Raw genomic sequence first — 26342 nt, forward strand, 5'->3', positions numbered from 1 at the left:
CGCGAGCCATGACCGAGCCGACGGCACCCGACGCGGTGCTGCCCTCGGTGCCGCTCACGCGGATGGCGCACGCGTTCTCCATCCAGTTGATCTGCCGGGCCCTGGGGATGCTGGCCTCAGTGGTCTCGGTGGCCATGACCGCGCGCTATCTGGGCCCCGGGCGCTACGGCCAACTCTCCATCGCGGTCCTCTTCATCGCCATGTGGACCAGCCTGGCCGATCTCGGTATCGCCACCGTGATCGTGCGCCGGGTGACCTCCGGCCGCGGCGACCTGGAACGCCTGGTCCGGATCAACAGCGGCCTGGCCCTGATCTACTGCGTACCGCTGGCCGCGGTGGCCGCGCTGTCCGGGTTGCTCGTCTACCGCGACGCGGACGTGCGCGTGATGCTCGTCGTGCTGTCGGGGGCGCTGCTGATGCAAACCATGGTGACGCGGTTCGAGCCGGTGTTTCTTGCCACGGTCCGGTTCTCCGCGGTGGCCATCTCCGACCTCGTCGGCCGGCTGGGCGCGCTCGGCGTGGTCGCCTGGCTGGTGGCGACGCGCGCGGACGTCATCTGGTTCGCCGTCGCACAGCTCGTCCCGCCCGCCGTGCAACTGCTGATCCAGGGCACCGCCGCGATGCGGCATATCTCGGTGCGCCCGATCTTCGCTCCCCGTGAGGCCGCCGACCTGTTGCGGGAAAGCCTGCCGCTCATCGGATTCCTGGTCGTCGGTCTGCTGTACTGCCGCGCCGACGGGGTGATCCTGTCCTTGCTGAGCACGCATACCGAGGTCGGCGTGTACGGGTTGGCCTTCACGATCGCCTTCAACACGATTGTGGTGTCGCTGATCTTCCTCAAGTCGACGTTATCGACGGCCACCGAATTGTTCGCGCGTGACGTCGCCGCCTTCGCCGGGTTCCTGCGCCGCAGCGTGGAGCTGATGTGCTTCGTCGCGGTCCCCGTCGCGGTGGTCGGTGCGCTGCTGGCCGGACCGCTGATCGCGCTCTTCGGCGACAAGGCCTTCGTCGCCCGCGGCACCCCGACGCTCGCGCTGCTGTTCGTCGCGGCGGCCCTGCGATTCGTCAGTGGCACCCTCGGCCAGGGCTTGGTCGCCAGTCATCATCAGCGGATCCTGTTCTGGTTGACGATGGCCACCCTGGTGCTCAACGTCGCACTCAATCTCGTCCTCGCCGGGCGGTACGGCGCGGTCGGCCCGGGTGTCGCGCTGGTGTGCACGGAATTCTTCAACATGGTGGTCAGCACCTGGTGGTTGCGCCGCCACTGCGGTTACCGGACGCCGGTGCTGTTCCTGCTGCGGTTGCTGGTACCGACGGCAGCGAGCGTGGCCGTGACGCTGCTGCTTTCGGGTCACCATGTGGTGTTGACCCTGACGGCGGCCGCCGCCGTCTATCTGGCCACCAGCGCGGCCGTCGGCCCGCTGCGCTGGTCGGACGTGACCTCGCTGCGCCGGAGTCAGCTGGTGGCATGAAGCGTGAATTGGATCGCGCATATCTGAGGCGCCCGGTCGGCGACACGGCCGGCCTGCCGGCGTCGCGGGCGCTGGCGGCGCTGATCGTGAGTCAACGGGGCCACGAGTCCCTCGAGAGCTGCCTGGCCGGCGTCGCCGAGCAGCTGCCCGCGCTGCCCGTCTACGTCTACGTCTCCGGCAACGGCGGCACGGTCCGGGCTGACCTGGCCGCGAAATACCCTGCGGTGCACTGGGTTTCGGGAAACCAGAACCTGGGCTTCGGCGCGGCCTGCAACACGCTGGTGGAGCACACACCCGCCGACGTCGACCTGCTGTTGCTGGACCCCGGTGCCCGCGTGCTGGGCCCGCTGCCCCGCACCCGGGAGTTGCTTCGTCAGCCCCGGGTGGCGGCGGTCTCGCCGCTCGCGCGTGACGACAGCGCGCCCGCTCGGGCGCCGTGGGACATCGCCGCCCGCCGGCGCACCGTCGCCAGAGAGTGGAGCGCGGCCGCCGGCTACGCCGACTCGCTACGTCGCACGCCCCTCTCACCGCGCTACCCTCGTCAGCCCGCCGAATCACGAAGCATCGACGGCGATTTGAGCCCGGTCTGCCTGGCGATCAGCCGCGCGGCCTGGAACACGATCGGCGGCTTCGACGAGGAGTACGCCGGCTACGGCGAAGCGGCCGACTGGCAGGCCCGGGCCCGCGCGGCCGGGTGGCGCATTCTGCTGGCCGACGAACTCGGCGTCGAGCGCCGCGGCGATCCGGTGATCGACGACGGCGCCCGACAGCGCCGCCGTCGGGACCTGGCGCGCACCAACACCGCGCTGCTACTCGAGCATCAAAACAGCGTTCATCACGCGGACGTATACCTGGCCGGCACGACGTTGCTGGAGCGCTTGCAGCGGTCCAAACGCAATGCGCGCAACGTGGCCGGTGCCGCCCGGCGCCGAGACCTCCCGGCGATCGTGATCACCACAAACCGCTTGGTCTACGGCGGCGCTGAGCGACAAAAAGCCTTGCTGGCGACCGAATTGGACCGCCGCGGCTATCCGGTGACGATCGTCTGCGTGCAACGGTTCGGCCCGATGGTCGCCGAGATCCCCCCGACCGTACGCGTGGTGCGCCAGCCCTGGTGGGCACCCGTCGTCGACATCCCCGACGGTCCGGCGGTGCTGATCACCGCGGACACCAACACCGAGGCGGGATTCGCCACCTTGTGGCGCGGCGCCGGTCGCGGCCGCCGCTGGCTGGTGGCCCCCCACGTTCCGCCGGAAGAGGACCGGGCCATCTACTCGCGGCCACTGACCGCCGCCATGCGCCACGCCGATGGCTTCATCGTGCTGGCGCAACGGCATTGGGACATGCTGACCGCCACGCACCCACTCCGGGGGCGGCGATTCATCGCACCCAACGGTGTCACCGTGACCGGTGACACGGGCCCGCGGATCCGGACCGCCGGTGCGCCACTGCACCTAGTGATGCTCTCGCGCATTCTCGAGCACAAGAATCCGCATGTGCTGATCGAGGCGCTCGGCGGCCTCACCGACTTCCCCTGGAAACTCTCGATTTTCGGCGACGGCCCGGATCGCGAGAGGCTGCAGGCCCGCACGCCCGCCGGGCTGCTGGACCGGGTGCGGTGGCGTGGCTGGGTTGAGGGTCCCGGCACGGCCCTCGCCGACGCCGACCTGCTGTGCGTCCCGAGCCGCTCCGAGGCCTTCCCGCTGGTGATTCTCGAGGCGATGGCGCGGTCCGTACCCGTTGCGGCGTCGGCCATCTGCGCTGTCCCGGAAATGCTGGATTTCGGAAAGGCCGGATTTCTCGTCGACCCCGTGTCGGTATCCGGGTGGCGTGAAAGCCTGGCCCACATCCTGGCCGACCCCGATGCGCTGCCGTCGGTGGGACGGCGCGGCTTCGAACGCATGCACAAGTGCTACACGGTCGAGGCGATGGCGGATGCCTACCTCGACGCGATCAACGCTGTGCTGTGAATCAGGCGTGGACGCTTCGGCTTTCGCCTCATCCGCTAGGGCTTGTCGCCGCCCAGGATCCTGGCCACCGTGCGCGGCGACGTCTTGTGCTGCCCGAAACCGCTGTAGAGGAAATAGCGTGGCTCACAGTAGATCTCGTTGATGTCTGTCGGTACGTCGGCGAAATGTTCCGAAAGAGCGGCGTCGATGAAGAACGCGTCGGAACCCGAGTGGGAATTGCAGCACACCAGCCGATAGCCGAAGCGTGCGAACAGCGAGGCGAAGCTGCCCAGCGACGCCCCGAAATAGTCATCGGACTGCCAGACATGGCCGGGGTCATAAGCGATCTGAAACTCCACCGGGGGCGGGAACTTGCCGTTGTATTCGACGATGAAGAGCTTGGGGCGGATACCGTCGGCCAAGAGTTTTTCGACGAGGTAGATGTCGTTGCCGTCCAGGTCGAGGGAGACCACGTCGGCCCGAGTGGCGTCGATTCGCCGCAGGCATGACCGGCTCAGCGGCAGGATGTTTTCCGCGGTGATCCAGGCCTTCTCGTAGGTGAAGCGGGGGCCGTCGGCGTAGCTGACGGCCAGGTCCTGTCCCCCGACCCAGAAGCCCTTCCAGCCCAGCGCGGCAAGGATGAGAGTGTTGTTCTCCGTCCCGTCGCCGACACCGAATTCGGCGAACACGCCGCCGTCGAGGCCGCCAACCCGGCGCAGGATCTCCAGCGTTATGCCATCCTGGTCGGCTCCGGAAAAGCATCTCTTCCCGGCGCGATTCAGCGGATTGGGATGGTTTGCCTTCAGCGCCTGAGAATGATCGAAAAGGATCAGATCCTTGAGCTGGTCCCGCGTTTCCGTGCCGGCGAGGCGCCGAATCTTCTGCCTGAGCCTCTTTCCGGGCGGCGGTGTCGCGCTTCTGGACATTAGGCGGTCATCCGGGGTCTCTCTCGAGCAAGCATCGAACGGAGCCTAAAGCTACCACGTCAACGCCCGCGCACCCCTGCGCGACGGCCGTCGACGCGCGATCGGCGAAGTTCTTGTAGCCCCTGCGTTTTCCCTCGCGGCGCGTCGAATAGCCAAGGTGCGCAACCCATCGGGCGCCGCGCGCGCAGAACTGGGCGGATTTCCGGGCGGTTCTCTTGCTCGCCGCGCTGAATGTGCCGTAGGTTCTAACTGTCCTACTTCCGGAGTTTGCTGACGTCGCGGAAGATGCTCAGGAAGGTTTGATGCCGTGCTGTGCCGCATCTGCAGTTCGGACACCAGCCCGGCGTTCACGCGCACGGTGCTCAACAAATACGACTGCAGATACTACTTCTGCGACGGCTGCGGCGGCCTGCAGACCGAAGAACCGCATTGGCTGGACGAAGCCTATGCGAGCCCCGTGGCGGCGGCGGACACCACCATGCTGTGGCGCAACCTGTACCTGTCGCGGGCGGTGTCGGTGCTGCTGTACTTCCTGTTCGATCACCGCGGCCGGTTTCTCGATGCGGCCGGAGGCTACGGCGTTTTCACCCGGCTGATGCGCGACATCGGCTTCGACTACTACTGGAACGACAAGTACTCCCCCAACCTGACCGCGCAGGGCTTCGAGGCGGATGCCGGTCCGGGGGCGCCGTACACGGCGGTCACCGCGTTCGAAGTGCTGGAGCATCTCACCGATCCGGTCGGTTTCGTGGGCGAGCTACTGGAGAGCACCGGTACCGACACGATCATTTTCACGACGGAACTCTTCGACGGCGCGCCCCCGCCCCCGGACGAATGGATGTACTACGCCTTCGCCACCGGGCAGCACATCACCTTCTATCAGAGGCCGACGCTGGAGCTCATCGGACGACGCTTCGGCATGAACTTCCATACCTCCAAAACCCGGTGGTGGTTCCTCGGCGGCATGGGCCTACACGTCTGGACGCGGGCGAAGATCAATCCGCTGGCCTGGCGGCTGCTCGCGTCCCCGCGGGTGACGAACCTCCTGCAGGGGCTGCCACGACGCGCGCTGGGGACGCGCATGTGGACCGACGCCGACACCTTCCTGCGGTCCGACGAGCGGCCGTGAATTCGCCTCGGGTGCTGTGGCTTTCGCCGTGGACACGGCCGGCGGTGCGCGTGCAGGCCGAAGCGCTGCAGCGCGGCGGCGCCGACGTGCTGCTGGTGACCTCCGACCGGCACCCCGAGTCGGATGCCGCCCGTGCTTACGAGTTGGTGCTCGAACCGCGCTTCAAATCGGCCGCGACCTGGCCGCCCACTTTCCGCGCCTGGCGGCGCATCCGCCGGTACCGGCCCGATGTCGTGATCGCCGAGATCGTCCGCGACCCGCGCTGGATCGCGCTGGCCGGGCGGGTGCCACGCATTCAGGTGGTGCACGACGACCGCCCGCACGACCCCGGCGAACACGTCCCGTCCTACGAACGTGCGGTGTTCGACCGGTGGGGCGCGCGCTCGGCGGCCACCATCACCTACAGCGACTATGTCGCCTCCCGGGTCGCCGCGCGCCGCGACGTCGCCGGCACGCCCGTGCACGTGGTACCGCTCGCCAGCGACATCGACCCGCACCGGGTTCCGCCATTCGTGGGGCCCGACGGCCGCCGCGACTTCGTCATGTTCGGCCGGCTCAACCCCTACAAGAACGTCGACGTGGTCCTGCAGGCCTGGCAGCGGCACATCGTCGGCGGCGGCTGGCGCGGCGACAACCTGGTGCTGATCGGCGACGGGTCACTGGACCCCGGCGCCCTGCCCAAGCACACCCGCTGGCGCAACGGCAGCTACCGCTACGCCGACGTCATCCCCGCACTGGCCGCCGCGAAAGGTTCGATCTCGCACTACCGGCGCGCGTCCCAGAGCGGCGTGCAGGTGCTCTCGATGCAACTGGGTGTGATGCCGATCGTGTCCACGGCCGGCGGCCTGCCCGAGTACCAGCCGCCGGGCTGCCCCCCGGTCGGTGTCGACGACGTTGCCGGCCTGGCCGCCGCGTTCGACCTGCTGGCCGACCCGGCCGTCGCGGCGCACCGTGGCGCCGAGGCGGCGCGCCACTACGCGCGGCACTGCGACGTCGACATCGTCGCGCAGCGTTTCCTGGAGGTCATCGCGGAGGTGCTCACCGGCCGGCCTTGACTCGCTCAAGCCGTCCCGGAATCCGAAGCCCCGCAAGCAGTTCGGTCTTTGGCAAGACGATCGGCCAGCCGCACGCCCAGCGCGATCCCGAGCAGCGTCGGGTTCGCCTGGCTCGAGGTCGGAAGCACCGAGGTGCTCGCGACATACAACCCGCGCACCCCGTGCACCTGAAGGTTCGCATCCACGACGCCGCCGTCGGGGGTCGCCGACATGCGGGTGGTTCCGGCCTGGTGGTAGCCGGCGTGCCCGGCCAGAAACTCGCGCACCAAGCCCTCGACGTCGCCGGCCAGCCACTCCACGCATCCGGCGTCGTGGCGGCGCAGGTGTTCGTCGATCGAGACGATGGCCTTGCGCACGCTCTCGTAGTCGGCGTCGGAGAAGTGGATATGGGTGCGCAGCCGCCGCATCCCCAGGGCGTCGCGGTCGTCGGCCAACTCGACGCGACTCTCCCAGTGCGGGAGATGCTCGCCGTGGTAGTGCAGCAGGTAGCGGTTGTCGGCGCTCTTCACGAAGAAGCCGGGCGCCTTGCGGCCCCTGCGGAGGAAGCGGGCGTAGGTGAACGCGAATGCGAACCGTGTCGAACCGAACAGGTCCCGCACGATGTTGCGCAGATGCGCGAGGACACGCGGCGGGCCATCGGTGTGGGTGTGCTTGGCGCGGATGGCCTCGGCGAGCAGGAACCGGCCGACCGGGGAGATCAGCGTGAGGTACACCCCGGACAGGATCCCGCTGCCGTGGCTCGGATCGCTGATCGGCGGATTCACCAGCCAGACAGCGGCATTGAGCATTCCGGCTGCACGCTGCAGACCCGGATCGAGGGTGAAGCGACGTCGTACGTAGACGCCGTCGTTGTCGCGTTCGTAGGCGTAGAGGACGTCATCGGTGGTGAACCGGACGCGCGCCACGCGGCCCTCGACGTGCGACATGTACCAGCGGCCGAGGTGGCCGCCCGCGTTTCCCAGTCCCGCGGGATGGTGACGGTCCGACGCGAGCAGCAGACGGGTCGCCTCCAATCCCCCTGTCGCGATGACGTAGTCCGCCGCGACCACCGCACCCCGGCGGCCGTCGAGCGTCTTGACCACGAGGTGGTCGACGGAATCGCCGGCTTGGGTCGTGACGATTTCGGTGCACGTCAGGCCGGTCCACAGCGTCAGGCCGGGGGTGTCGCGCAGCGCCACCCGGTACTCGCGCCCGAAACGCGTTGGCAGCGCCCAGCGTTCGAGATCGGTGGTGCGGACCCGGCCGTCGGGAAGCCCTGCGACCATGTCTCGTCCCGCAATCTCGGGGATATCGCGCGCGTTGAACACCGCCCGCCCGCAGGCCGCCCAGTCACAGGCGCGTTGCAGGTAGGGTTCGACATCCTCATACGCGATCGGCCAGGGCGCCTGCGCGGTCAACGGCCGGTCCTCGAAATCGATGCGGTCGAAGTTGACGCAACGCCCGCCCCAGAGCGCGGTGGTGCCGCCCACCTGCCGGCGAATCATGAGATCGCCACTCGAGTGAAAATGGTCGTCCTGCCGCGAGTCGAGTGCCGACAAGTCCTGCGCCGCTTGGTCGCTACGCTCGAGACCGCTTTCGATCAGGGCCACCCGGACTCCGGATCCGGCGAGTTCCAGTGCCGTCGCGATGCCGATCGCGCCGGCCCCGACGACCACGACGTCGGTCTCGATCGTCATGCCGGCGGTGAACTCCCGCGGGCCCCGAATCACCCGGCACCGCCCCGTCGGAATTCCTCGACCAACGCGACGAAGCGCGCCGAGGTCTCCGCGTCCGGCGGTGACGAGATCGCGCTCGCCGCTTCGGCCACCCGCCGCGGATCGGTGGTGCTGTACAGAATCGCGCGGCAACCCGTTGCGGCGCTGGATGTTCCGAGAATCAACTTCGGGAGCGCACCCGCGGCGAGCGGATCGAGCTGGAGCGCGTCGCGCCAGCGCCGCGCCAGTGTCGCGTCGGCGCGCAGCGCCGCGGACAGAGCCGTGTACGCGCCGTTCAACACGCCGAACGCGAGGTCCGCGGGACGCGGCGGGGGATTGAGCAGATCGCCGCGAACCTGACTGACTCCCCGGGGCGCGAATTCACGGGCAAAATCCAGCTCGAGCCCTTCGTCTTGCGAGACGCCCCACGCGCGAATCTTGCCCTGTTGGTACGCGTGTTCGAAGAACTGGTGCAACTCGTCGGCCGCCACGGTGTCGTGCGGCCTGGGACCGTGAACGAACAGGATGTCGACATAGTCGACGCCGAGTGCGGCGAGGCTGTCATCGAGACTGCGGGCCGCGACGGCCGCGTCGTACACCCGGGCTGTTTCGGCTGAGGCCTGCTGGCGCTTTACGGCACGCCGCAGTGCCGGAGCTTTTCGCAGCAGCGCCCGGGCGGGTCCCTGAAACCGCCCGAGCCGCCGGGCTATTCCGCCGGCGTCGATGCCGAACTTGGTGGCCACCGTCAGCTTCTCGCGCTCGACCGTGCGTAAGAACGCCCCGAGCTCCGCCTCCGCTCTGCCCAGTCCGTACATCCGCGCGGTGTCGAAATGCGTGATCCCGTTGTCCACCGCGCTGCCGAGCACGGCCATCCGCTCTTTACGGGACGGCGACTGCATTAGAGTGCCGCAGCCGAAACCGACCGCACTCAGGATCAGCTTCGATCCTTGCAGCTCAACCCGTTTCAAGAGAGCAGCCTTGGTAGATACGGCGCAGCTGGGCACCGACGACCTCGGGGCTGCGCGTCGCCGCAATGTGCGCTTGGCCACTTAGCCCGTCCCGCTCGGCCAATCCCGGGTCGCGCAGGTACCGTCCGATCGCCGCCGCCAGGGCGGGTGCATCGTCAACGGGCACAAGCATTCTCGGGTCGGACGCGATCTCCGGTGTGCCGCCGACGGGGGTCGCCACAAACGGTCGTGCGCCGGCGAGGGCCTCGGTCAGGATCATCGGCATTCCCTCCGCGAACGACGGAAGGGTCACCACCCGGACCGACCGGATCAGATCACGGACCTTGTCCGGGTGGACCGGGCCTTCGACGGTCAGGCGCTCGGTCGGCGGCGGAGAGTAGTCGTCGACGACACCGACTATGCGGCAATGACCTTCGACGCCCTCGGCGAGAAGTAGGCGCCAGGCCGCTACCAGCGTGCTGACGCCTTTGCGGCGACCGATGGTGCCCGCGAAAAGCACCACTGGCGGCGTCGAGCCGGCCGGCGGCGCATCTCGATCGATCGGGATCGGGTTGGCCACCACCGAGGTCGGCACGCCGGGCGCCACCCACCGTGCGGCGGTCCGCGCTTCCTCCGACAGCAGGATCACATGGTCGGCGTGGTTCAGGGTGGCGGCCACGAAACGCGGGCGCGAATGGGCGAACGCGTGGAAGTCGGAGCCGTGGATGGTGACGATGACCCGGAAACCGCGGGCCTTCGCCAGCCCGATCAACTGCCCTTCGCGCAGCCACGCACCGCCGTTCGACATGTGGAAGTGTGTGACGGTCCCGCGTGGGGCGCGCGCCAGCGCCGCCGCGGCACGGGCGGTGAGCAACAGGTTCTTGGCGTGGTGCCGGCCGTTCCACGTTGACAGGACGCGAATTTCGTCGGCGCCGATGTTGTTGTCGCGGATGACGCGGATCACCGTCTGCGTCCCGCCGAAGCTGTACATGTCGGGTCCCACATGGGTGACCGCGTTCATCGCGACGCGGCCAGGGCGGTCGGGACCGGCGCACGGTCGGCCCCCATTTCGCCGACGGCGCGGTCGCGACGCGCCACGTTGGCGAAACCCATCGTCGCCCCCAGGGCCAGACCCATTGCCAAGGCGTCCATCGGCATCTCCGGCAACGGCCACACGGCGGATATCGCGAGCAGGCCGGCGCTAGCCGCCGCACTGATTTTCGCCGGCACCGTCGCGGTGCGCAGCGCGCGGACGATCGGTGTCCCCGCGAACCACACGAACGCGGCCATGCCGACGGCCCCGGCTTTGGCCAGCCACCATTGGTAGAAGAGGTGCGAGTAGGTGGGGCCCAGCGTCCAGGCGAAGGCATTCGGATCTTTCCCGGACGGCAGCTGGTAGGCGTAGCCCAGTCCGTGGCCGAACACCGGGGCCTGCGCGATCGCGTCGTTGAGGCGGGCGACTTCGCGCAGCCGGTCCAGGGTCGATTCGTCGGTGGCCAGCGCACTCGCCGAAATCCCGCCCAGCACCCGCTGATTGAACGCGGTGAACTGATCGCGCAGCCATGTCCCGGCGTGTGATTGCTGCAGCACGAACAGCGCCCCCGGCACCGTCACCGCAAAGACCGCCGCGCTGATCACGCCGATCACGGCCGTCCGGCGCAGGGCATGCCAGCCGAAGCTGGCGAGAAACGCCACGGCGGCGGCCACCGCCACGGCGATCAGCGTGTTGCGGGCAAAGGACAGCAGCGAAATGATCAGCGCGGGCGGGCCGAGCGCGAAAAGCATTGCGGGCCTGACCCGGCCGATGATCGAGGCGGCGACCAACGCGCTCAGCACGGCGGTCGCCGGCGTCTGGGTGGACAACACGATGCGCAGGGCCTGACCGGCGCCCGTCACCCCTTCCAGGCTTTCCGCCCGGCCGGCCAGCCGGATGGCATGCAACGAACTCACGATCGCCATGAACGCGGAGAACCACAGCGTCACGACCATCACGCGGATCGACCATTTGAGGTAGTCGCCGTAGACGACGAACAACGCCAGCAGGAACCCGATGACCATTTCGAGCAGCGTCGCCGATTCCCGCATCACCATCGTGGCGTCGTGGCCGAGCTGGAATCCGACGACGGTGTAGACCAGCACCGTGAACACGAACATCGCCGGCAACAGGAAATCGTTGAATCGGGGTCTCACGATCGGGATCAGGTAGCAGATCGCCAGCACCGCGGCCACGTGATAGGCGTAGACCGCCACCGGGCCGATGACCTTGCCGACGTGCAAACCCTCGGGCAGCGCCGCGAACGCCAAGAACAGGGCGACACCGACCATCCCCTCCGGCTTCACCCAGTAGACGACCAGGCAGAACAGCGCGGCGATCAGCAGCACACCCTCGGTGGTTCTGCGCACCGAGAGCACGCCGAACACAAAGCAGCCGAACAGGAACACCGCCAGGAGTGCGCCATCCACCGCCAGGCGATGGCGACCCGGCAGGTATGGGATCACGCCGGCCCGCTGACCTTTGTCCGGTAGGCCCGGGTGGCCGCCTTGATGTGCAGGGACGGACGGGCATCGGTCAGCACCGTGCCGACCACCTCCGCCCCGGCCGCGCGCAGCGCGGTCATCGCGTCCTCGAGCTCATCGACGGTGGTCCGGCGGGCCCGCACCACCAGTACCGTGGCTTGCGTGGCGCCGGCCAGCAGGGCGGTGTCGGCCGTCGCCAGCACCGGCGGGCCGTCGACCACGATCCGGTCGAAACGCGACGACAACTCCTGCAGCACCCGGTCGATCACTTCCGGCAGGAACGCGCTGCAGGGCGGGGTCTCGCGGCGGGCGGAGCGCGAGGCGAGGGTGAACACCCTCGCGATCGGTGATTGCTTGACGGCTTGCGCGGCGATGTCCGGGTTGGCCAGCGCGTTGGCGAGCCCCTCCCCCGACTCGACCCGCAACAGGCCGGCGATCACATGGCGGCGGGTATCGCCCTCGACCAGCAGGACGTCCTCGCGGATCTCGGCGAGCGCCAGCGCCAGGTTCAACGCCGTCGTCGTCGTTCCCTCACCGCCGAAGGGCGCCGTCACCAGCACCCGGCGGCCGTCGGGCCCCGTTGCCCGCAGCAGCCGGGCGCGCAGGCCGCGCACGGCGTCGTCCGACGCGCCATCGGTGCCGAACCGCGGCGTGCTGCCCCGCTTACCGGACAGCTCGGCCAACGTCGGCAATCCCGAGAGTTTCTCCAGCTTCTCCCGATCGCGCACCGTGCGGTCGCCGGCCTCGCGGGTCAGGGCCACCGCGATGCCCAGCAGTATCCCGGCGACGAACCCCATCGCCATGTTGCGCACGGGCACCGGCGTCACCGGATGCTTCGGCACCCGCGGCGGCTCCACCACCCTCGCCCTGGCCACCGGCAACGCTTTGGGCGCCGACGGCGACGGGCCCGACGCTTCCGGCGGCGGTCCCGGGGCCGGGGCCTCACCCGCCTCGGATCGCGGTCCGTTGGGTGCGGGCGCAATCGGGCCGTTCGGCGTCAGATTTGCCCCGAGCGCCGGGACCATCACGGCGAACTGGTCAGCCATCGCACCCGCCAGCGCCGCGGCACGCGCGGCATCGGTGTCTTTGACGGTGATCGTGAAAAGCATTGATTTCGCGGTGTATTTCACCTGCGTTTGAGTCACCAGTGCATCGGGGTTGATCGGGACCTGTAGCTGATTGACCGCGCGCTCCGCCACGACGCGCCCGCCGGCGATCTGGGCATACGATGACAGCCGTTCCTGCGCGGCCAGCGTGCCGTTGTACAACTCGGTCAGGTCGGTGGCACCCGGAAACGAGATGAGGATCGTGGCCGTCGACTGGTAATGCTTCGTCTGCAATGCCGTAATGGCGGCGGCGCCGATCGTGCAGGCCAGCACCGCGGCGGCGGCCAGTTTCCAATGTGCAAGAAGAATCTTGACAAAGGTGCGGAAATCCATCCACTAACCTTTCTGGCCGACACCACACGAATAGCGCCGATTTGATTTATTTCACCCTCGCGCAAAACCCAGTGCACATTATGCAGCAATCGCCCTGCGGCATCGGCGGAATCGCGCGCGCGGCGCCCACCCGGGAATTGGCGGACGTCAACGCCGCGCGCTCATTGTCGGGGGGCGGAGGTCAACACATCGCGCGCCACGTCCAGCGTCGCGATCGGATACCACCCGTTGCCGTCGCGTCCGCCGCGCGCCAACCGCATGGGCGGATAGTTCACCACGTGCGATGCGTCCGGTTTGTGCTGTTGCCACTCGACCGCGGCGCTCAGCGTGTAATGGCCCGGTGCCAGCCCCGTCACGTCGACGGCCACCGATTCGGAGAACGACGACGGGACCGGCTCGGTGCCGGATTTGTCGTCGGAGTGCCCCTGGGCCAGCGTCTTCAAGGTCACGGCCGCGGGCAGCGTGCGGACCACCGCCCCGGAGAAGTCCGTCAACCGGTAGCCGGGCACCCAATGCTCGGTCGCGGCGGCCGAACCGTAGTTGGTCCACACCACCGACAGGGTCGGCACCCCGTCGCGTATCGACTGCGGCCCCGCTTGCGCTTCGACCGAGTACCGATAGCCGGCCGCGACATTGGCTTGTGCCCACAGGAGGTACAGCGCGGGGTCCATCGGAGTCGTCGAATCCACGGCCGGGAAGTTGTAGCTCGACGTCATCGACACGTGGTACGTCACGACGTCCCGCAGGCCCTTTTCGTAGTAGGACCGCGGATCGGTTCCCTGGGGCAGCTGGCACCATTCGGTGATCACCAACGCCGAGGCCATTCGGTCTTTGAGTTGTCCGACAAGCGGATCCTTCGACCGCACATAGTATGAGCCGTCCGCCTCGGCCCAGGTGGGTAAGGGCGCGTACACACCGAGGCAATCCGAACGGATCCCCACCGGCGCAGACAGTTTCTTGGTGACATCGTCGGCGAGCAGTTCGCGAATGATTTCCGGGTTCAGCGCGGTGGTCACCAATTGTGTGTGCGGGAAGGCGTTTACGTTGGCCGCGACGAGCTGGCCAATGGCCGCTTTGGTGATGCTCTGATCGCGAAACTGGCTGTAATACCCCAGCTTCGCGACGCTGTCTTCGGGTGTCGGTCCCGGCGCGCCGAGTGTGTCGCGCAGGTATGCGATGTGGTTCTCGCTGAAATCCCCGTAGCCGGAGAACTCGAACACGCTGAGCCGCTCGTCGCGGTCGTAGTGACGGCCGAGCGCGGCCAGCAGCTGACCGAAGGCGTTGAGGTAACCGGGGTCGTTCCAGTTCGGCACCACGTGTGTCACCCCGGGTGTCCACCAATACCGTTGCGGCCCGGTCAGGCTGATGCTGGCGTCAGGGAGGGCGCGCACCCAGTCGGGCATGGCGATGTTCGTGTTGTTCGCATAGGTCGCGTCGCAGCAGGAGTTGTAGGCGACGACGCGAAGGGTCAGCCGCATGTTTTCGCCGGCGAGCTTCGTCAGTGCGTCATCGATGACGCCGAAGTCGAACCTGCGGTCATCGGGAGCGTCGGGGGGCAGCGCGGCCGGGTCGGTGGGCTGCAGCTGCCGCCACGTGACACGCAGACTGGCGTCATCCGACGACGGCCACGCCGGGTACCGTCGCTGCGCGGAATTGCCTTGCGGGAAAAGCGGCATCAAGAGGTCTTCGTACTGGCCGCGCAGCGGATTGGGTACCTCTTGAACGTTCAGCGGTATGGCCGGGCTGGCCACGACGGACAACGGTCCGGGATTACCGCGGTGACCACCGCACCCGCTCAACACCAACGCCGCACACGTGAGCAGGACCGCCGAGCTTCGCCTTATTGTTCGGACCACCGTTGCGATGCTAGATCGAGCCCAGCGACGATGACTCGGGATCGGCGAGAAACGGCATCGGCATCCAGCGCGCGGACAGCAGCGCTTCCATCGCATCGCCGGCCAGCGGACGCGACAACAGGAAGCCCTGCGCGCGGTGGCAGCCGTGTTGCATCAAAGTCAATGCGGCAGCGGGTGTCTCGACTCCCTCGGCGACCACCTCCAGGCCGAACGCCTCGGCGAGCCCGATGATGGCGCGGACGATGGCCAGGTCACCGGCGTCGGTGCCCACGTCGCGCACGAACCCGGCATCGATCTTGAGCATGTCGACCGGCAGGGACTTCAGATGGGACAGCACGGCATAACCGGTGCCGAAATCGTCGATCGCGATCTGCACGCCGACTTCCTTGAGCTCCGACAAGGTCTTTCGAGCGGTTTCGATGTCGTGCACCACGGCGCGTTCGGTGATCTCCAGGCACACCGATGCGGCATCGATACCGAACTCGCCGATCGTGTCGGCGACGCTGTCCACGAAACCGCGACTGATCAGCTGGATGGGCGACACATTGATGCGCAGCATGGCGCCGCGCCCGACACCGTTGGTGCGCCAGCGGCTGAAGTCGGCGCAGGCGCTGCGCATCACCCACCCGCCCAACTCCGCGGCCAGGTTGGTCGATTCGGCCACACCGATGAACGAGTCGGGCAGCAGCAGCCCCCAGACCGGGTGCCGCCACCGCACCAGCGCCTCCGCGCCCACGATGGCGCCCGTCCACAGGTCGACCTCGGGCAGGTAATGCAGCAGCAGACCTTCGCCTTCGATGTCGCCCCGCAGGTGCAGCTCGATGTCGTTGCGGAAGGCCCGCTTGAGCGACATGTCCTCGGTGGACACCGCGGTCTGGTTGCCGCCCGCGCGCTTGGCCGCCAACACGGCCTCGTCCGCTCGACGGAGCAGATCGGCGCAGTTGTCCGCCCCGGGCGTGCCCACCGCCAGCCCGATGCTGACGGTCCGGCTGATCACGTGGCCGCCGATGGTGAGGCGATCGCACAGCATCGTCGACAGGCGGCGCGCGAACGCCTCCGCGGCCTCCTGCGACATCGGCTGGTCGGGAATGACGACGAACTCATCGCCACCGAGTCGGGCGATCATGCTCGGCGTTCCCGCACACTCCTCGATGCGCTGCGCGAAGACCCTGATGAACCAGTCACCCGCGGCGTGGCCGAGGTAGTCGTTGATCGGCTTGAGCCGGTCGAGGTCGAGGTAGAAGACCGCGACGGGGCCCGGGCTTCCCGCCACGAGGCGATCGGACAGGTGCGCGACCAGCGCCCGGCGGTTGTACAAACCGGTCAGGTCGTCGTGCTCGGCGAGATAACGGAGCCGCTCCTCGGCGGCGATGCGCGCTTGCAGCTGCGCAAACAGGGCGGCTACCGCCTCGAGGGTGTTGATCTCCTCTTGCCTCCACCTGCGGGCACCGAACTTGACGAAGCCGAGCACACCGGTGCACGCGTCGCTGGATACCAGCGGCGCGGCGGCCACCGAGGGCGACGCGGGCGCTCCGCCCCGGCTCAACCAGCGGCGGACCCACCCGTCGGGCCGATCCGGGCGCGTCACCACCGGCTTGCGGTCGCGCTCACATTGGGTGAGCACCGACTCGACACCGTCCAATTGCAGAGCGGCCATCGAATCCGGATCCGGGCCGTCGGTACGCCGTGGCCATTCGGCGACCAGCATCGAAGCCGCGGCGTTGTTGTCGTGGTGGCGCAGGAAGCTGGCGTCCACGTCGAACCGCTCGACGAGCTGCGCGAGCACCTTTTCGCTCACCGAGGTCGCGGTGGCGGCCGTGGCCTCCATCAGCGCAGTGGCGACGGAGGTGACCACCAGGTTCAGGCTGCGTGGCACGGAGTCCTCCGATACGGAGCACATATCCCGTCTGGGTCCCCGCTGGGCGTGCCCGCGCATTTCTCGACGGTTCGCTCGGTCGTTTGCTGGTCGAATTGCGACCCGCCGGGTCAGGAGGCCGAAATCCGTTTGAGAACGGTATCACTGGACGACCCCATCCATCCGGGGTTACGAAAAGCTCATCGCACCGGACGAGAAATCGCTCCGGCCGAAATGCGTCGCTAATCGTTTGCTGAGGCCGAGTCGCTCGGGATGTCAAGTGTGGCAATCGGGTACAGGCCGGAGCCGTCGCGGCCGTCCCGGGCCAGGGCCATGGGTGCGTAGTTGACGACGTGCGAGGCGCCCGGTTTGTGCTGCTGCCATTCGACGGAAGCCCGCAGCGTGTAGTGCCCCGGCGCCAGACCCGTCACGTCGACGTGCACCGACTCGCTCGACGACTCGGGAACCGGTTCCTCACGCGACTGGCTCGTCTCGTCGTGGACCAGCTTGCGCAGATTCACCGTCGCCGGCAGGCTGCGAACCACCGCTCCGGAGAAGTCCACCAGCTTGTAGCCGGGCTCCCAGTGCTCGGTGGCCGCCGCCGAGCCGTAGTTGGTCCAGGCCACCGAGATCGTCGCCACCTTGCCCTGGATCGCCTGCGATCCCGGCTTTGCCTCGACCGAGTACCGGTAGCCGGCGGAGGTATTGGCCTTACTCCACAGCAGAAACAGCTTGGGATCCATCGCCGTCGTCGCATCCCGGTCGGGGAAGTCGGCGCTCGAGGTCATCGACACGTGATACCTGATGACGTCGTGCAGCCCCTTCTCGTAGTAGGACCGCGGGTCGGCGCCGTTCGGCAACCTGCACCACTGGCTGATCACCAGCGCCGAGGTGAGCCGCTGCTTGATCGCGTTGACGACGGCATCGTTGGAACGCACGTAGTGAGAGTCGCTGGCCTCGGCCCATTCCGGCAGCGGCGCCTGCACACCGAGGCAATCCGCGCGGATGCCCACGGGCGCGGCCAATTTCTTGGTGACGTCGTCGGCGAACAATTCGCGGACGATCTCCGGATTCTGCGGAGCCACCACCAATTGCGTGTGCGGAAACGCATTCGCGTTTGCCGCGACCAACTGCGATATGGAGGCCTTGGTGACGCTCTGGTCGCGGAACTGGCTGTAATAGCCCAGCTTTGCCATGCTGTCGTCCGGTGTGGGGCCCGGCGCGCTCAGCGAATCACGCAGATACGCGACGTGGTTCTGGCCGAAGTCGCCGTACCCGGAGAACTCGAACACGCCGAGTCGCTCGTCGCCGTCGTATCGCCGGCCGAGCGCGGCCAGCAGCTGACCGACCCCGTTGAGGTAGTCGGGGTCGTTGAAATTCGGCACCACGTGGGTGATGCCCGGTGCGGAACTCTTCGGCGGCGCGGGATAGCTGGCGGCGGACTGGCGCATCCAGTCCGGAATCGCGATGTTGGTGTTGTCCGCATAGGAGTCGTTGCAACAGGACTTGTAGACGTACACGCCGAGGGTCAGGCGCATGTTCCGGGTCCCGAGCTTGGCCAGCGCGTCGTCGATCACGCTGAAATCGAACCTGCGGTCGTCGGGCGCATCGGGGGGCAGCGTGCGCGGGTCGACCGGCTGCAACTGCCGCCACGAGACGCGCAGGCTGGCGTCGTAGGACGCAGGCCAGGACGAGTATCGTTGCTGCGCCGAATTACCCTGCGGGAAAAGCGGATTCAGCATTTCCTCGTACTGGCCGCGCAGCGGGTTCGAGATCTCCTGAGCGGTCGGCGGGATGGCCGGACTGACCATCACGGACAGTGGCCCGGGATCGCTCCTAGTGCCGCATCCGCTCAACGCCAGCGCCGCGCACACGACAGCGACGAGCGCGCTCGTCCTCAATGAACACGACATCGTCACGCGTCAGACCGCGGCCGACGACATGCCCAGCGACAAAGGCCCGTGGCCGCTCGAAAAGATGGTCGTCGTCAAGGTTGCTTCTCCCAACACACACCGATGCGCACTGAAGTGGCCCCATATTTCGCGAGTTGTCTGGTGCGTGTATCCGGCCCCGGGGGCGGGCCACGAATTAGCGTAGCGCAGCGTATCACGCGGGTTCCGGCGTTGCTCCGCCGCAGCTCAGCGGTGGTGCGCTCCGGCTTTGGCCCCCTGCGGCGCACGTACGGCCCCCTTTCGCCCCGCACGTGCGCCGTGAGGCGGGTCACAATTGCGGGCGAGCCTGTCACACTCGGCCGGCCTGCGGTGTCTCAAGGGCACAAGTCCTCACGAATAGGAGACAGCCATGACCGAGGTGGCCCCCCAGAAAACCCATGTCGTCGTAGTCGGCGGCGGATACGCCGGAACGCTTGCCGCTAACCGCCTGCGCCAGCGGCCGGACATCGATATCACGCTGGTGAACTCGCGTCCGGTGTTCGTCGAGCGAATCCGCTTGCACCAGTTGGTCGCCGACACCGGCGCCGCGACGGCCGGTTACGACACGCTGCTCGGCGACGGAATCCGCTTGGTCGTCGACACCGTCGCACGCATCGAGGCCGACGACCGTCGGGTGCTGTTGGCCTCGGGCGTCACTCTGGACTACGACTATCTGATCTACGCCGTCGGCAGCACGGGCGCGGTGCCCTCGACGCCCGGTGCCGCCGAATTCGCGCATTCGATCTCCGACCTGGAAAGCGCGCAGCGGCTGCGCTACGCGCTGGCCGACCTGCCGCTGGGCGCCCCGATCACGGTGGTCGGCGGCGGGTTGACGGGCATCGAGGCGGCTTCCGAGTTCGCCGAACAGGGCCGCCCGGTGACGCTGCTGTGCGGCGGCACGCTCGGCACCTCGCTTAGTAAGCGGGGCCGGCGTTCGGTGGCCAAGCAGTTGCGCCAGCTCGGCGTCAACATCCTCGAGTCCGTCGCCGCCAGCGAGGTCCGTCGGGACAGCGTGGTGCTCAGCGATGGCGCGGTGCTGCCCAGCGGCGCGACCGTGTGGACGGCCGGGTTCACCGTGCCGGATCTGGCCGCCCGCAGCGGCCTGCACACCGACGAGCTGGGCCGGCTGCTCACCGACGAGACGTTGACCAGCGTCAACAACGCTCGCATCGTCGCCGCCGGTGACGCCGCGGCGCCGTCCGGCCAGCCGCTGCGAATGAGCTGCCAGGCCGCCGAGCCGCTGGGCGCCCAAGCCGCCGAAACCGTGCTGGCCCGGATCGCCGGGGACACCCCCGCGGCGCTCAACCAGGCGTTCGTCGGGCAGTGCATCAGCATCGGCCGCAACCACGGCACGCTGCAGTTCGCCCGCACCGACGACACCCCGGTGAACATGGCGCTCGGTGGCCGGACCACCGCCGCCATCAAGGAACGCATCTGCAAGGGGACCCTGTGGGCCATCCGGCGCGAGGCCGCCAAGCCAGGTTCGTATTTCTGGCTCAAGGGCGGCAACCGGCCCGCGCAGTCACCCGTTGAGGAGGAGGTCACCGCGCGATGACACGCGCACCGACCGGCAGCGAGCACGCCGAACGGTTCACCCTGCTGCGGCCGCTGCTGTTCACCATCGCCTACGAGATGCTGGGCTCGGCAACCGAGGCCGACGACGTGCTGCAGGACAGCTATCTGCGGTGGTCGGCCGTCGACTTGGCGACGGTGCGCGACACCAAGTCCTACCTGGCCCAGCTGGTCACCCGCCAGGCACTCAACGCGCTGCGGGCCGACGCCCGCCGGCGCGAGGAGTACGTGGGCCCGTGGCTGCCCGAGCCGTTGCTCCTCGACGAGCAGGACCCTTCCGCCGATATCGTTCTCGCAGAGTCGATTTCGATGGCGATGCTGGTGTTGCTGGAAACACTGAGCCCCGACGAGCGGGCCGTGTTCGTGCTGCGCGAGGTGTTCGGTTTCGATTACGGCGAGATCGCGCAGGCGGTGGGCAAACCGGCCCCCACCGTGCGCCAGGTCGCACACCGGGCCCGCGAACATGTGCGGGCCCGGCGGAAGCGATTCGACCCGGCGGACCCGGAACGCAACGCCGAGATCACCGCGCAGTTCCTGGCCACGGCGGCTAGCGGCGACGTGGAGACGCTGATGACGATGCTCGCCCCGGACGCCACCTGGACGGCCGACAGCGGCGGCGTGGTGAGCGCCGCCCGCCGGCCGGTGGTCGGCGCGGAGCGGGTGGCCCGGGCGATCGCCGGGCTGCTGCGCAGGGCCGCGGAGATGGCCACGCTGCGCGTGGACATGGTGACCTGCAACAGCGCCCCGGCGGTGTTGCTCTACCTCGGCGAACAACTCGAAGGCGTGATCACGCTGGAGATCGCCGACGGCAAGATCACCAACTTCTACGTCATGCGCAACCCGCGGAAGCTGGCCGCGCTGGCCAGCGCCCGCGACATCAGCCGCGGCTGACCGTGGCGATCGCAAACGCGGCGTAGCCGGGTGCAGCGGGTCGCCACCATCGGACCCGTGGCGGACTCGGGGGCGCGAAAATCCGCCGCTCTGTCAAGCTAGGGCAGTGCGCATCGATCGGCTCGGCGATCTTGGCGCCGCACCCCAGGTGCTGCGCGCCGTGGGTGACGCCACGACCCGGCTCGGTCTTCCCCCGCCGGCCGCGCTGACCGGCGAATGGTTCGGTGCGCTGGCGGTGATCGCGCCGAGCCTGTCGGTGCGGCCGGTGGATGTCGACGACGTGTTCGCGGTGCAGCTGGGATCGCGGCCACTCGAACCGCACGCGGTGGGCGGCGGGTGGATCGGTTACCTCTCGTATCCCGACAGCGGTGCCGACGCCCAGCCGAATCGGATCCCCGAGGCCGCCGGCGGCTGGACGGACTGCGTGCTGCGCCGCGACCGCGACGGGCACTGGTGGTACGAAAGCCTCTCCGGCGCGCCGATGCCGGGTTGGCTCACCACCGCGCTGGCCGCATCGGCGGCACCCACGCGCGACTGCCGGATCGACTGGGGCATCGCCGACCGGGCGGCACACCGCGACGGGGTGCTTGCCTGCCTGGACGCCATCCGCGCCGGCGAGGTCTACCAGGCGTGCGTGTGCACCCAATTCACCGGCACGGTCACCGGTGCCCCGCTGGACTTCTTCATCGGCGGCGTCGCACGCACCTCTCCGGCACGGGCCGCCTACGTCGCGGGCCCGTGGGGCGCGGTGGCGTCCCTGTCCCCGGAGCTTTTCCTGCGACGGCGCGGCACGGCCGTCATTTCCAGCCCGATCAAGGGCACCTTGCCGCTGGATGCCTGGCCGTCGGCGCTGCGCGCCTCGGCCAAAGAGGTGGCCGAAAACATCATGATCGTCGACCTGGTCCGCAACGATCTTGGCCGCGTGGCGATCGTCGGCTCGGTGACCGTACCGGAGCTGCTGGTCGTGCGGCGCGCACCGGGCGTGTGGCACCTGGTGTCCACGGTGGCGGCCCAGGTACCCGTCGAGCTGCCGACACGGGCGCTGCTGGACGCCACCTTCCCGCCGGCCTCGGTCACCGGGACACCCAAACACCGTGCCCGCCAACTGCTCTCGCAGTGGGAACCGTACCGTCGCGGAATATATTGCGGCACAATAGGGTTGGCCTCCCCTGTCGCCGGATGCGAACTGAATGTCGCGATCCGCACGGTCGAATTCAACGCCGCGGGTGGCGCGGTGCTGGGCGTCGGCGGCGGCATCACCGCCGATTCCGACCCGGACGCCGAGTGGGCCGAATGCCTGCACAAGGCGTCGCCCATCGTCGGGTTGCCGTCCATCGCGACGGCCAGCCCGGCCGGCTGAGCTATCCGGAGCGGCGGGACTGCAGAACCGCGTCGTACAGCTGGCGCGACCGCACCCCGGGGTGGGCGGCCGCCACCTCCCCGCAGGCGTCCTTGACGCGGGTACCGCCCGCGACCAGCTCCTCGACCTCGGCCACCAGCGACGGCAGGTCGGCGCGCGGGGTGGCGCCGGCCAGCACCACGGTGACCTCCCCGAGCACACCGTCGGCCGCCCACGCCGCCAGCTCGTCGAGCGAACCGCGCACCACTTCCTCGTGCACCTTGGTCAATTCCCGGCAGATCGCGGCCCGGCGTGCGCCGCCGAGCCGTTCGACCGCGTCTTGCAAACAGGCGGGCAACCGGCGCGGTGATTCGAAGAACACGCAGGTGCGTCGCTCGTCGGCCAGCGAGTCCAGCCAGGTCCGTCGCGCCGCCTTCTTGCGGGGGGCGAACCCCTCGAAGCAGAACTTCTCCGCAGGCAGGCCGGACAGGGCCAGCGCGGTCGTCACCGCCGAGGGCCCCGGCAGGCATTCCACCGGCAGGCCGGCCTCCACACACGCCGTCACCAGCCGGAAGCCGGGGTCGCTGATCACCGGCATCCCGGCGTCGCTGACCACCAGCACGGTCGCGCCCTCCCGGATCGCCTCGATCACCGAGTCCACGCGGGTGGCCTCGACCCGGTCGAACATGCTGATCACCCGACCGGTGATTTTCACCTCGAGAGCGTTGGCCAACGTCCGCACCCGACGTGTGTCCTCGGCGGCCACCACGTCGGCTCGGGCCAGCGCGTCCAGGAGGCGAGGCGAGGCATCCGACGGCTGGCCCAGGGGGGTCGCGCCCAGCAACAGGCGGCCGGTGGTCATGGTCGACAGCCTACGATCGACACCGATGACTGCCCCGCCCCGCGAATCCCCCTTGAACATCCAGGGTGCCGAAAAGGAGCGCGTGGTCCCCGTCGTGAGCCCCGGCCCGCGGGTTCCGGTGGCCGATTTCGGGCCGACCGATCACGTCCGCGGCTGGGTGGTGACCGGCGTGATCACCCTGGTGGCCGCGGTGACCCGATTCCTGAACCTGGGCTCGCCCACCGATGGCGGCACGCCGGTCTTCGACGAAAAGCATTACGCCCCGCAGGCCTGGCAGGTGTTGCACAACCACGGGGTGGAAGACAATCCGGGATTCGGCCTGGTTGTCCACCCGCCGGTGGGCAAGCAGCTCATCGCGGTCGGCGAGGCGATCTTCGGCTACGGCGGCATCGGCTGGCGGTTCACCGGCGCATTGCTCGGCGTGGTCATGGTGGCGCTGGTGATGCGGATCGTCCGGCGGATCAGCCGGTCGACGCTGATCGGCGCGGTCGCCGGGGTGCTGGTCACCTGCGACGGCGTCAGCTTTGTCGCTTCGCGGACCGCGCTGCTCGACGGCATCCTCACGTTCTTCGTGGTCGCCGCGTTCGGCGCGCTGATCGTCGACCGCGACCAGGTTCGGCAACGAATGCACGTCGCGCTGCTGCAGGGCCGCACCGCCGATACGGTATGGGGCCCGCGACTGGGTGTGCGGTGGTGGCGCTTCGGCGCCGGGATACTGCTCGGATTGGCTTGCGGCACAAAATGGTCCGGCCTGTACTTCGTAGTTTTTTTCGGCGCGATGTCACTGGCGTTCGACGTGGCCGCGCGGCGCCAGTACCAGGTTGACCGGCCCTGGCTGGGGACCCTGCGGCGCGACCTCGTCCCCACCGGCTATGCGCTGGGCCTCATCCCGGTGATGGTGTATCTGGCCAGTTATGCGCCGTGGTTCGCCTCCGAGACCGCCATCGATCGGCACGAGGTGGGCCAGACGATCGGCCCGCATTCGGTGATCCCACTGCCCGACGCCATCCGATCGCTGTGGCATTACTCCGCCAAGGCTTTCCAATTCCACGCGAGCTTGACGAATTCGGCCGGCAATTACCATCCGTGGGAATCGAAGCCGTGGAGCTGGCCGATGTCGTTGCGGCCGGTGCTCTACGCCATCGACGAGCAGAACGTGCCCGGGTGCGGCGCGCAATCCTGCGTCAAGGCCCAGATGCTGGTGGGCACGCCGGCGATGTGGTGGCTGGCGGTGCCGGTCTTGATTTTCGCGTTGTGGCGCATGCTGGTGCGCCGCGACTGGCGTTACGCCGCTGTGCTGGTTGGCTATTGCGCCGGATGGCTACCGTGGTTCGCCGACATCGATCGGCAGATGTACTTCTTCTACGCGGCGACGATGGCGCCGTTCCTGGTGATGGCCATCGCGCTGATCTGCGGCGACGTCCTCTACACGCCCGGCGCCCCCGCCCGGGGGCCCGGGGTGAACCAGGAACGACGCACGCTGGGGCTGATCGCCGTCTGCGCCTACGTGGCCGCGGTGGTGACCAACTTCGCGTGGCTGTTTCCGGTGCTCACCGGGATGCCGATTTCGCAGCAGACGTGGAACATGGAGATCTGGCTGCCCAGCTGGCGCTGACTCTTGGCCGCGCCGCGAGACGGCAACTAGCGACGGCGTCACTCGGGAAATGCGTTGCCAGTTACAGTCTCGCGGCGTTATGAAATGGCGTCGCGGGCGACGGGGCACGACATGCAGCGGGGGCCGCCGCGGCCGGTCCCCAATTCGGAACCCGCGATGGTCAGCACTTCGATACCGGCGTCCCGCAGGCGAATGTTGGTCTGCGCGTTGCGTTCGTAGGCGACGACGACGCCGGGCGCCAGCGCCAGCGTGTTGTTGCCGTCGTCCCACTGCTCGCGTTCGGCGATGACGGGATCCAGCCCGGTATCGATGACCCGCAGTTTGTCGATCTCCATCGCCTTGGCCGCACCCTCCAGGAAGGGGACCTCATCGCTGATGGCCACCCCGTCGGGCGTGCGCTGGATGGTGAACGCCGACAGCGTGTCGACGATGTTGGCGTACATCACCACGGTGTCGGTGTCGACCATCGTGCACACCGTGTCCAGGTGCATTTGCGCGCGCCGCTGCGCGATCGGCACCGCGAGCACCGTGTGCGCGAGGCCGTCGTCGAACAGGCTGCGGGCCAACGCTTCCGCACCGGCGGGGGTGGTCCGCTCGCCCACCCCCACCGCGACCACGCCGGGCGCCAGCAGCAGCACGTCACCGCCCTCGACGGGTGCGGTGCGTGACTCGTAGGCTCGCCGCACCCCGGTGAACCGCGGGTGATGGGCATAGATGAGATCGGTCAGCGACGCCTCACGAACGCGGGCCCGCAACGCCAGCGTCGGGATCACCACCCGCGGTCCGATCCAGATCGACGAGTCGCGGGTGAACACCAGGTTGGGCAGCGGGTCGATGACGAAATCGCCCCCGTGGTGCATGCGCAGCACCAGCGACACGTCGGTCCGGGTATCCGCGGGCAACTCGTTGAACGTCATCCCGGCCATCAGCACCTGCGCCAACCGGGCCGGCTCCAGGCCCCGCAGGTAGCCCGAAAGCTCTTGCGCCAGCGGCACTCCCAGCCGTCGCGCGTCGACGGCGGCGGCGACGCCCTGCATCCGCGCGGCTCCGCTGTTCGTCAGCGCCTCGGTGAGCAGGTCCGACAGGAGCAGCACCTCGACCCCGCGGGAACGCAGCAGCTCCGCGAACTGGTCGTGCTCGTCCTGCGCGCGGGCAACCCACGGGAGGCCATCGAACAGCAGTTGGTCGACGTTGCGCGGGTTGAGCCGGAGCAGCTCGGCGCCGGGGCGGTGCACGATGACCGTGCGCAGCGCGCCGACCTCGGTATTGGTGCCCAGCTCAACCACACCCACG

The 26342-nt window shown here is 68.6% G+C and carries 20 protein-coding genes; 9 read left to right on the plus strand and 11 right to left on the minus strand.

Annotated elements, in window-relative coordinates:
* The first annotated feature begins 8 nt into the window (after nucleotides 1-8).
* Together EPN51_RS05855 and EPN51_RS05860 are read left to right on the plus strand one after the other, a co-directional pair.
* Entirely contained in the window at nucleotides 9-1472 is a 1464-nt protein-coding gene (locus EPN51_RS05855) for an oligosaccharide flippase family protein (RefSeq protein ID WP_293038535.1), read from the plus strand.
* Nucleotides 1469-3442: a glycosyltransferase gene (locus EPN51_RS05860; protein ID WP_293038537.1), complete on the plus strand. Its 1974-nt coding sequence runs from the start codon at nucleotides 1469-1471 to the stop codon at nucleotides 3440-3442. Before EPN51_RS05855 ends, EPN51_RS05860 begins: the two co-directional genes overlap by 4 nt.
* A gap of 35 nt (nucleotides 3443-3477) precedes the next feature.
* Here EPN51_RS05860 and EPN51_RS05865 read toward each other — a convergent pair whose 3' ends face one another.
* Nucleotides 3478-4347 (minus strand): hypothetical protein, encoded by an 870-nt coding sequence (locus tag EPN51_RS05865; protein WP_293038539.1) that lies wholly within the window; start codon nucleotides 4345-4347, stop codon nucleotides 3478-3480.
* A 307-nt stretch (nucleotides 4348-4654) separates the two neighbouring features.
* Between EPN51_RS05865 and EPN51_RS05870 the strand changes: the two genes are divergently transcribed.
* Nucleotides 4655-5476 carry a class I SAM-dependent methyltransferase gene (locus tag EPN51_RS05870; RefSeq protein WP_293038541.1) on the plus strand — a complete coding sequence of 274 codons (822 nt, stop codon included), beginning with the start codon at nucleotides 4655-4657 and terminating at the stop codon, nucleotides 5474-5476.
* Between the two features lie 11 nt (nucleotides 5477-5487).
* Nucleotides 5488-6531 (plus strand): glycosyltransferase family 4 protein, encoded by a 1044-nt coding sequence (locus EPN51_RS05875; RefSeq protein ID WP_293038957.1) that lies wholly within the window; start codon nucleotides 5488-5490, stop codon nucleotides 6529-6531.
* Nucleotides 6532-6536: 5 nt separating this feature from the next.
* Here the strand turns inward: EPN51_RS05875 and EPN51_RS05880 are convergent, their stop codons facing one another.
* The 8 genes from EPN51_RS05880 to EPN51_RS05915 form a co-directional block, all read right to left on the minus strand.
* Complete coding sequence (locus EPN51_RS05880; RefSeq protein ID WP_293038544.1) at nucleotides 6537-8240, minus strand: GMC family oxidoreductase; 1704 nt, start codon at nucleotides 8238-8240, stop codon at nucleotides 6537-6539.
* Nucleotides 8237-9163 carry an aldo/keto reductase gene (locus EPN51_RS05885; RefSeq protein WP_293038960.1) on the minus strand — a complete coding sequence of 309 codons (927 nt, stop codon included), beginning with the start codon at nucleotides 9161-9163 and terminating at the stop codon, nucleotides 8237-8239. Before EPN51_RS05885 ends, EPN51_RS05880 begins: the two co-directional genes overlap by 4 nt.
* 16 nt (nucleotides 9164-9179) lie before the next feature.
* A complete protein-coding gene (locus EPN51_RS05890) occupies nucleotides 9180-10193 on the minus strand; it encodes a glycosyltransferase family 4 protein (RefSeq protein WP_293038546.1) in 1014 nt (337 codons plus the stop codon).
* A complete protein-coding gene (locus EPN51_RS05895) occupies nucleotides 10190-11671 on the minus strand; it encodes an O-antigen ligase family protein (RefSeq protein ID WP_293038548.1) in 1482 nt (493 codons plus the stop codon). Before EPN51_RS05895 ends, EPN51_RS05890 begins: the two co-directional genes overlap by 4 nt.
* Nucleotides 11668-13128 carry a polysaccharide biosynthesis tyrosine autokinase gene (locus EPN51_RS05900; protein WP_293038550.1) on the minus strand — a complete coding sequence of 487 codons (1461 nt, stop codon included), beginning with the start codon at nucleotides 13126-13128 and terminating at the stop codon, nucleotides 11668-11670. Before EPN51_RS05900 ends, EPN51_RS05895 begins: the two co-directional genes overlap by 4 nt.
* A gap of 161 nt (nucleotides 13129-13289) precedes the next feature.
* Nucleotides 13290-14984 (minus strand): hypothetical protein, encoded by a 1695-nt coding sequence (locus tag EPN51_RS05905; RefSeq protein ID WP_293038552.1) that lies wholly within the window; start codon nucleotides 14982-14984, stop codon nucleotides 13290-13292.
* A 10-nt stretch (nucleotides 14985-14994) separates the two neighbouring features.
* Nucleotides 14995-16860 (minus strand): bifunctional diguanylate cyclase/phosphodiesterase, encoded by a 1866-nt coding sequence (locus tag EPN51_RS05910; protein ID WP_293038555.1) that lies wholly within the window; start codon nucleotides 16858-16860, stop codon nucleotides 14995-14997.
* Nucleotides 16861-17081: 221 nt separating this feature from the next.
* Entirely contained in the window at nucleotides 17082-18752 is a 1671-nt protein-coding gene (locus EPN51_RS05915) for a hypothetical protein (protein WP_293038557.1), read from the minus strand.
* Here EPN51_RS05915 and EPN51_RS05920 point away from each other — a divergent pair.
* The 4 genes from EPN51_RS05920 (at nucleotide 18634) to EPN51_RS05935 (ending at nucleotide 22593) form a co-directional block, all read left to right on the plus strand.
* Nucleotides 18634-18936 (plus strand): hypothetical protein, encoded by a 303-nt coding sequence (locus tag EPN51_RS05920; protein WP_293039011.1) that lies wholly within the window; start codon nucleotides 18634-18636, stop codon nucleotides 18934-18936. The two genes, EPN51_RS05915 and EPN51_RS05920, sit on opposite strands and share 119 nt — an antisense overlap.
* Nucleotides 18937-19140: 204 nt before the next feature.
* Entirely contained in the window at nucleotides 19141-20325 is a 1185-nt protein-coding gene (locus tag EPN51_RS05925; protein ID WP_293038560.1) for an FAD-dependent oxidoreductase, read from the plus strand.
* Complete coding sequence (locus EPN51_RS05930) at nucleotides 20322-21233, plus strand: RNA polymerase sigma-70 factor (RefSeq protein ID WP_293038563.1); 912 nt, start codon at nucleotides 20322-20324, stop codon at nucleotides 21231-21233. The genes EPN51_RS05925 and EPN51_RS05930 overlap by 4 nt, the downstream gene beginning before the upstream one ends.
* A gap of 106 nt (nucleotides 21234-21339) precedes the next feature.
* Nucleotides 21340-22593: an aminodeoxychorismate synthase component I gene (locus tag EPN51_RS05935; RefSeq protein ID WP_293038565.1), complete on the plus strand. Its 1254-nt coding sequence runs from the start codon at nucleotides 21340-21342 to the stop codon at nucleotides 22591-22593.
* A 1-nt stretch (nucleotide 22594) separates the two neighbouring features.
* On the opposite strand, the gene rsmI is transcribed toward EPN51_RS05935, so the two are convergent.
* Nucleotides 22595-23434, minus strand: a complete 840-nt coding sequence (rsmI, locus tag EPN51_RS05940; RefSeq protein WP_293038568.1) for a 16S rRNA (cytidine(1402)-2'-O)-methyltransferase — start codon at nucleotides 23432-23434, stop codon at nucleotides 22595-22597.
* A gap of 82 nt (nucleotides 23435-23516) precedes the next feature.
* Here rsmI and EPN51_RS05945 point away from each other — a divergent pair, with 82 nt between their 5' ends.
* The gene (locus EPN51_RS05945; protein ID WP_293038963.1) at nucleotides 23517-25049 is read left to right on the plus strand and encodes a dolichyl-phosphate-mannose--protein mannosyltransferase; all 1533 of its coding nucleotides are present in this window, start codon (nucleotides 23517-23519) and stop codon (nucleotides 25047-25049) included.
* 77 nt (nucleotides 25050-25126) lie between these two features.
* Here EPN51_RS05945 and arcA read toward each other — a convergent pair whose 3' ends face one another.
* On the minus strand, nucleotides 25127-26341 hold the full coding sequence (gene arcA, locus EPN51_RS05950) for an arginine deiminase (protein WP_293038571.1): 1215 nt from the start codon (nucleotides 26339-26341) through the stop codon (nucleotides 25127-25129).
* Nucleotide 26342: the final 1 nt, after the last annotated feature.

It is taken from the genome of Mycobacterium sp., assembly GCF_004298145.1.
GTDB lineage: Bacteria > Actinomycetota > Actinomycetes > Mycobacteriales > Mycobacteriaceae > Mycobacterium.

Coding starts and splice junctions, on each gene's coding strand:
- EPN51_RS05925 (WP_293038560.1), top strand. CDS start 19,141: ATGACCGAGGTGGCCCCCCAGAAAACCCATGTCGTCGTAGTCGGCGGC.
- EPN51_RS05865 (WP_293038539.1), bottom strand. CDS start 4,347: ATGTCCAGAAGCGCGACACCGCCGCCCGGAAAGAGGCTCAGGCAGAAG.
- EPN51_RS05860 (WP_293038537.1), top strand. CDS start 1,469: ATGAAGCGTGAATTGGATCGCGCATATCTGAGGCGCCCGGTCGGCGAC.
- EPN51_RS05920 (WP_293039011.1), top strand. CDS start 18,634: ATGGCCGGACTGACCATCACGGACAGTGGCCCGGGATCGCTCCTAGTG.
- EPN51_RS05890 (WP_293038546.1), bottom strand. CDS start 10,193: ATGAACGCGGTCACCCATGTGGGACCCGACATGTACAGCTTCGGCGGG.
- rsmI (WP_293038568.1), bottom strand. CDS start 23,434: ATGACCACCGGCCGCCTGTTGCTGGGCGCGACCCCCCTGGGCCAGCCG.
- EPN51_RS05855 (WP_293038535.1), top strand. CDS start 9: ATGACCGAGCCGACGGCACCCGACGCGGTGCTGCCCTCGGTGCCGCTC.
- EPN51_RS05900 (WP_293038550.1), bottom strand. CDS start 13,128: ATGGATTTCCGCACCTTTGTCAAGATTCTTCTTGCACATTGGAAACTG.
- EPN51_RS05930 (WP_293038563.1), top strand. CDS start 20,322: ATGACACGCGCACCGACCGGCAGCGAGCACGCCGAACGGTTCACCCTG.
- EPN51_RS05915 (WP_293038557.1), bottom strand. CDS start 18,752: ATGTCGTGTTCATTGAGGACGAGCGCGCTCGTCGCTGTCGTGTGCGCG.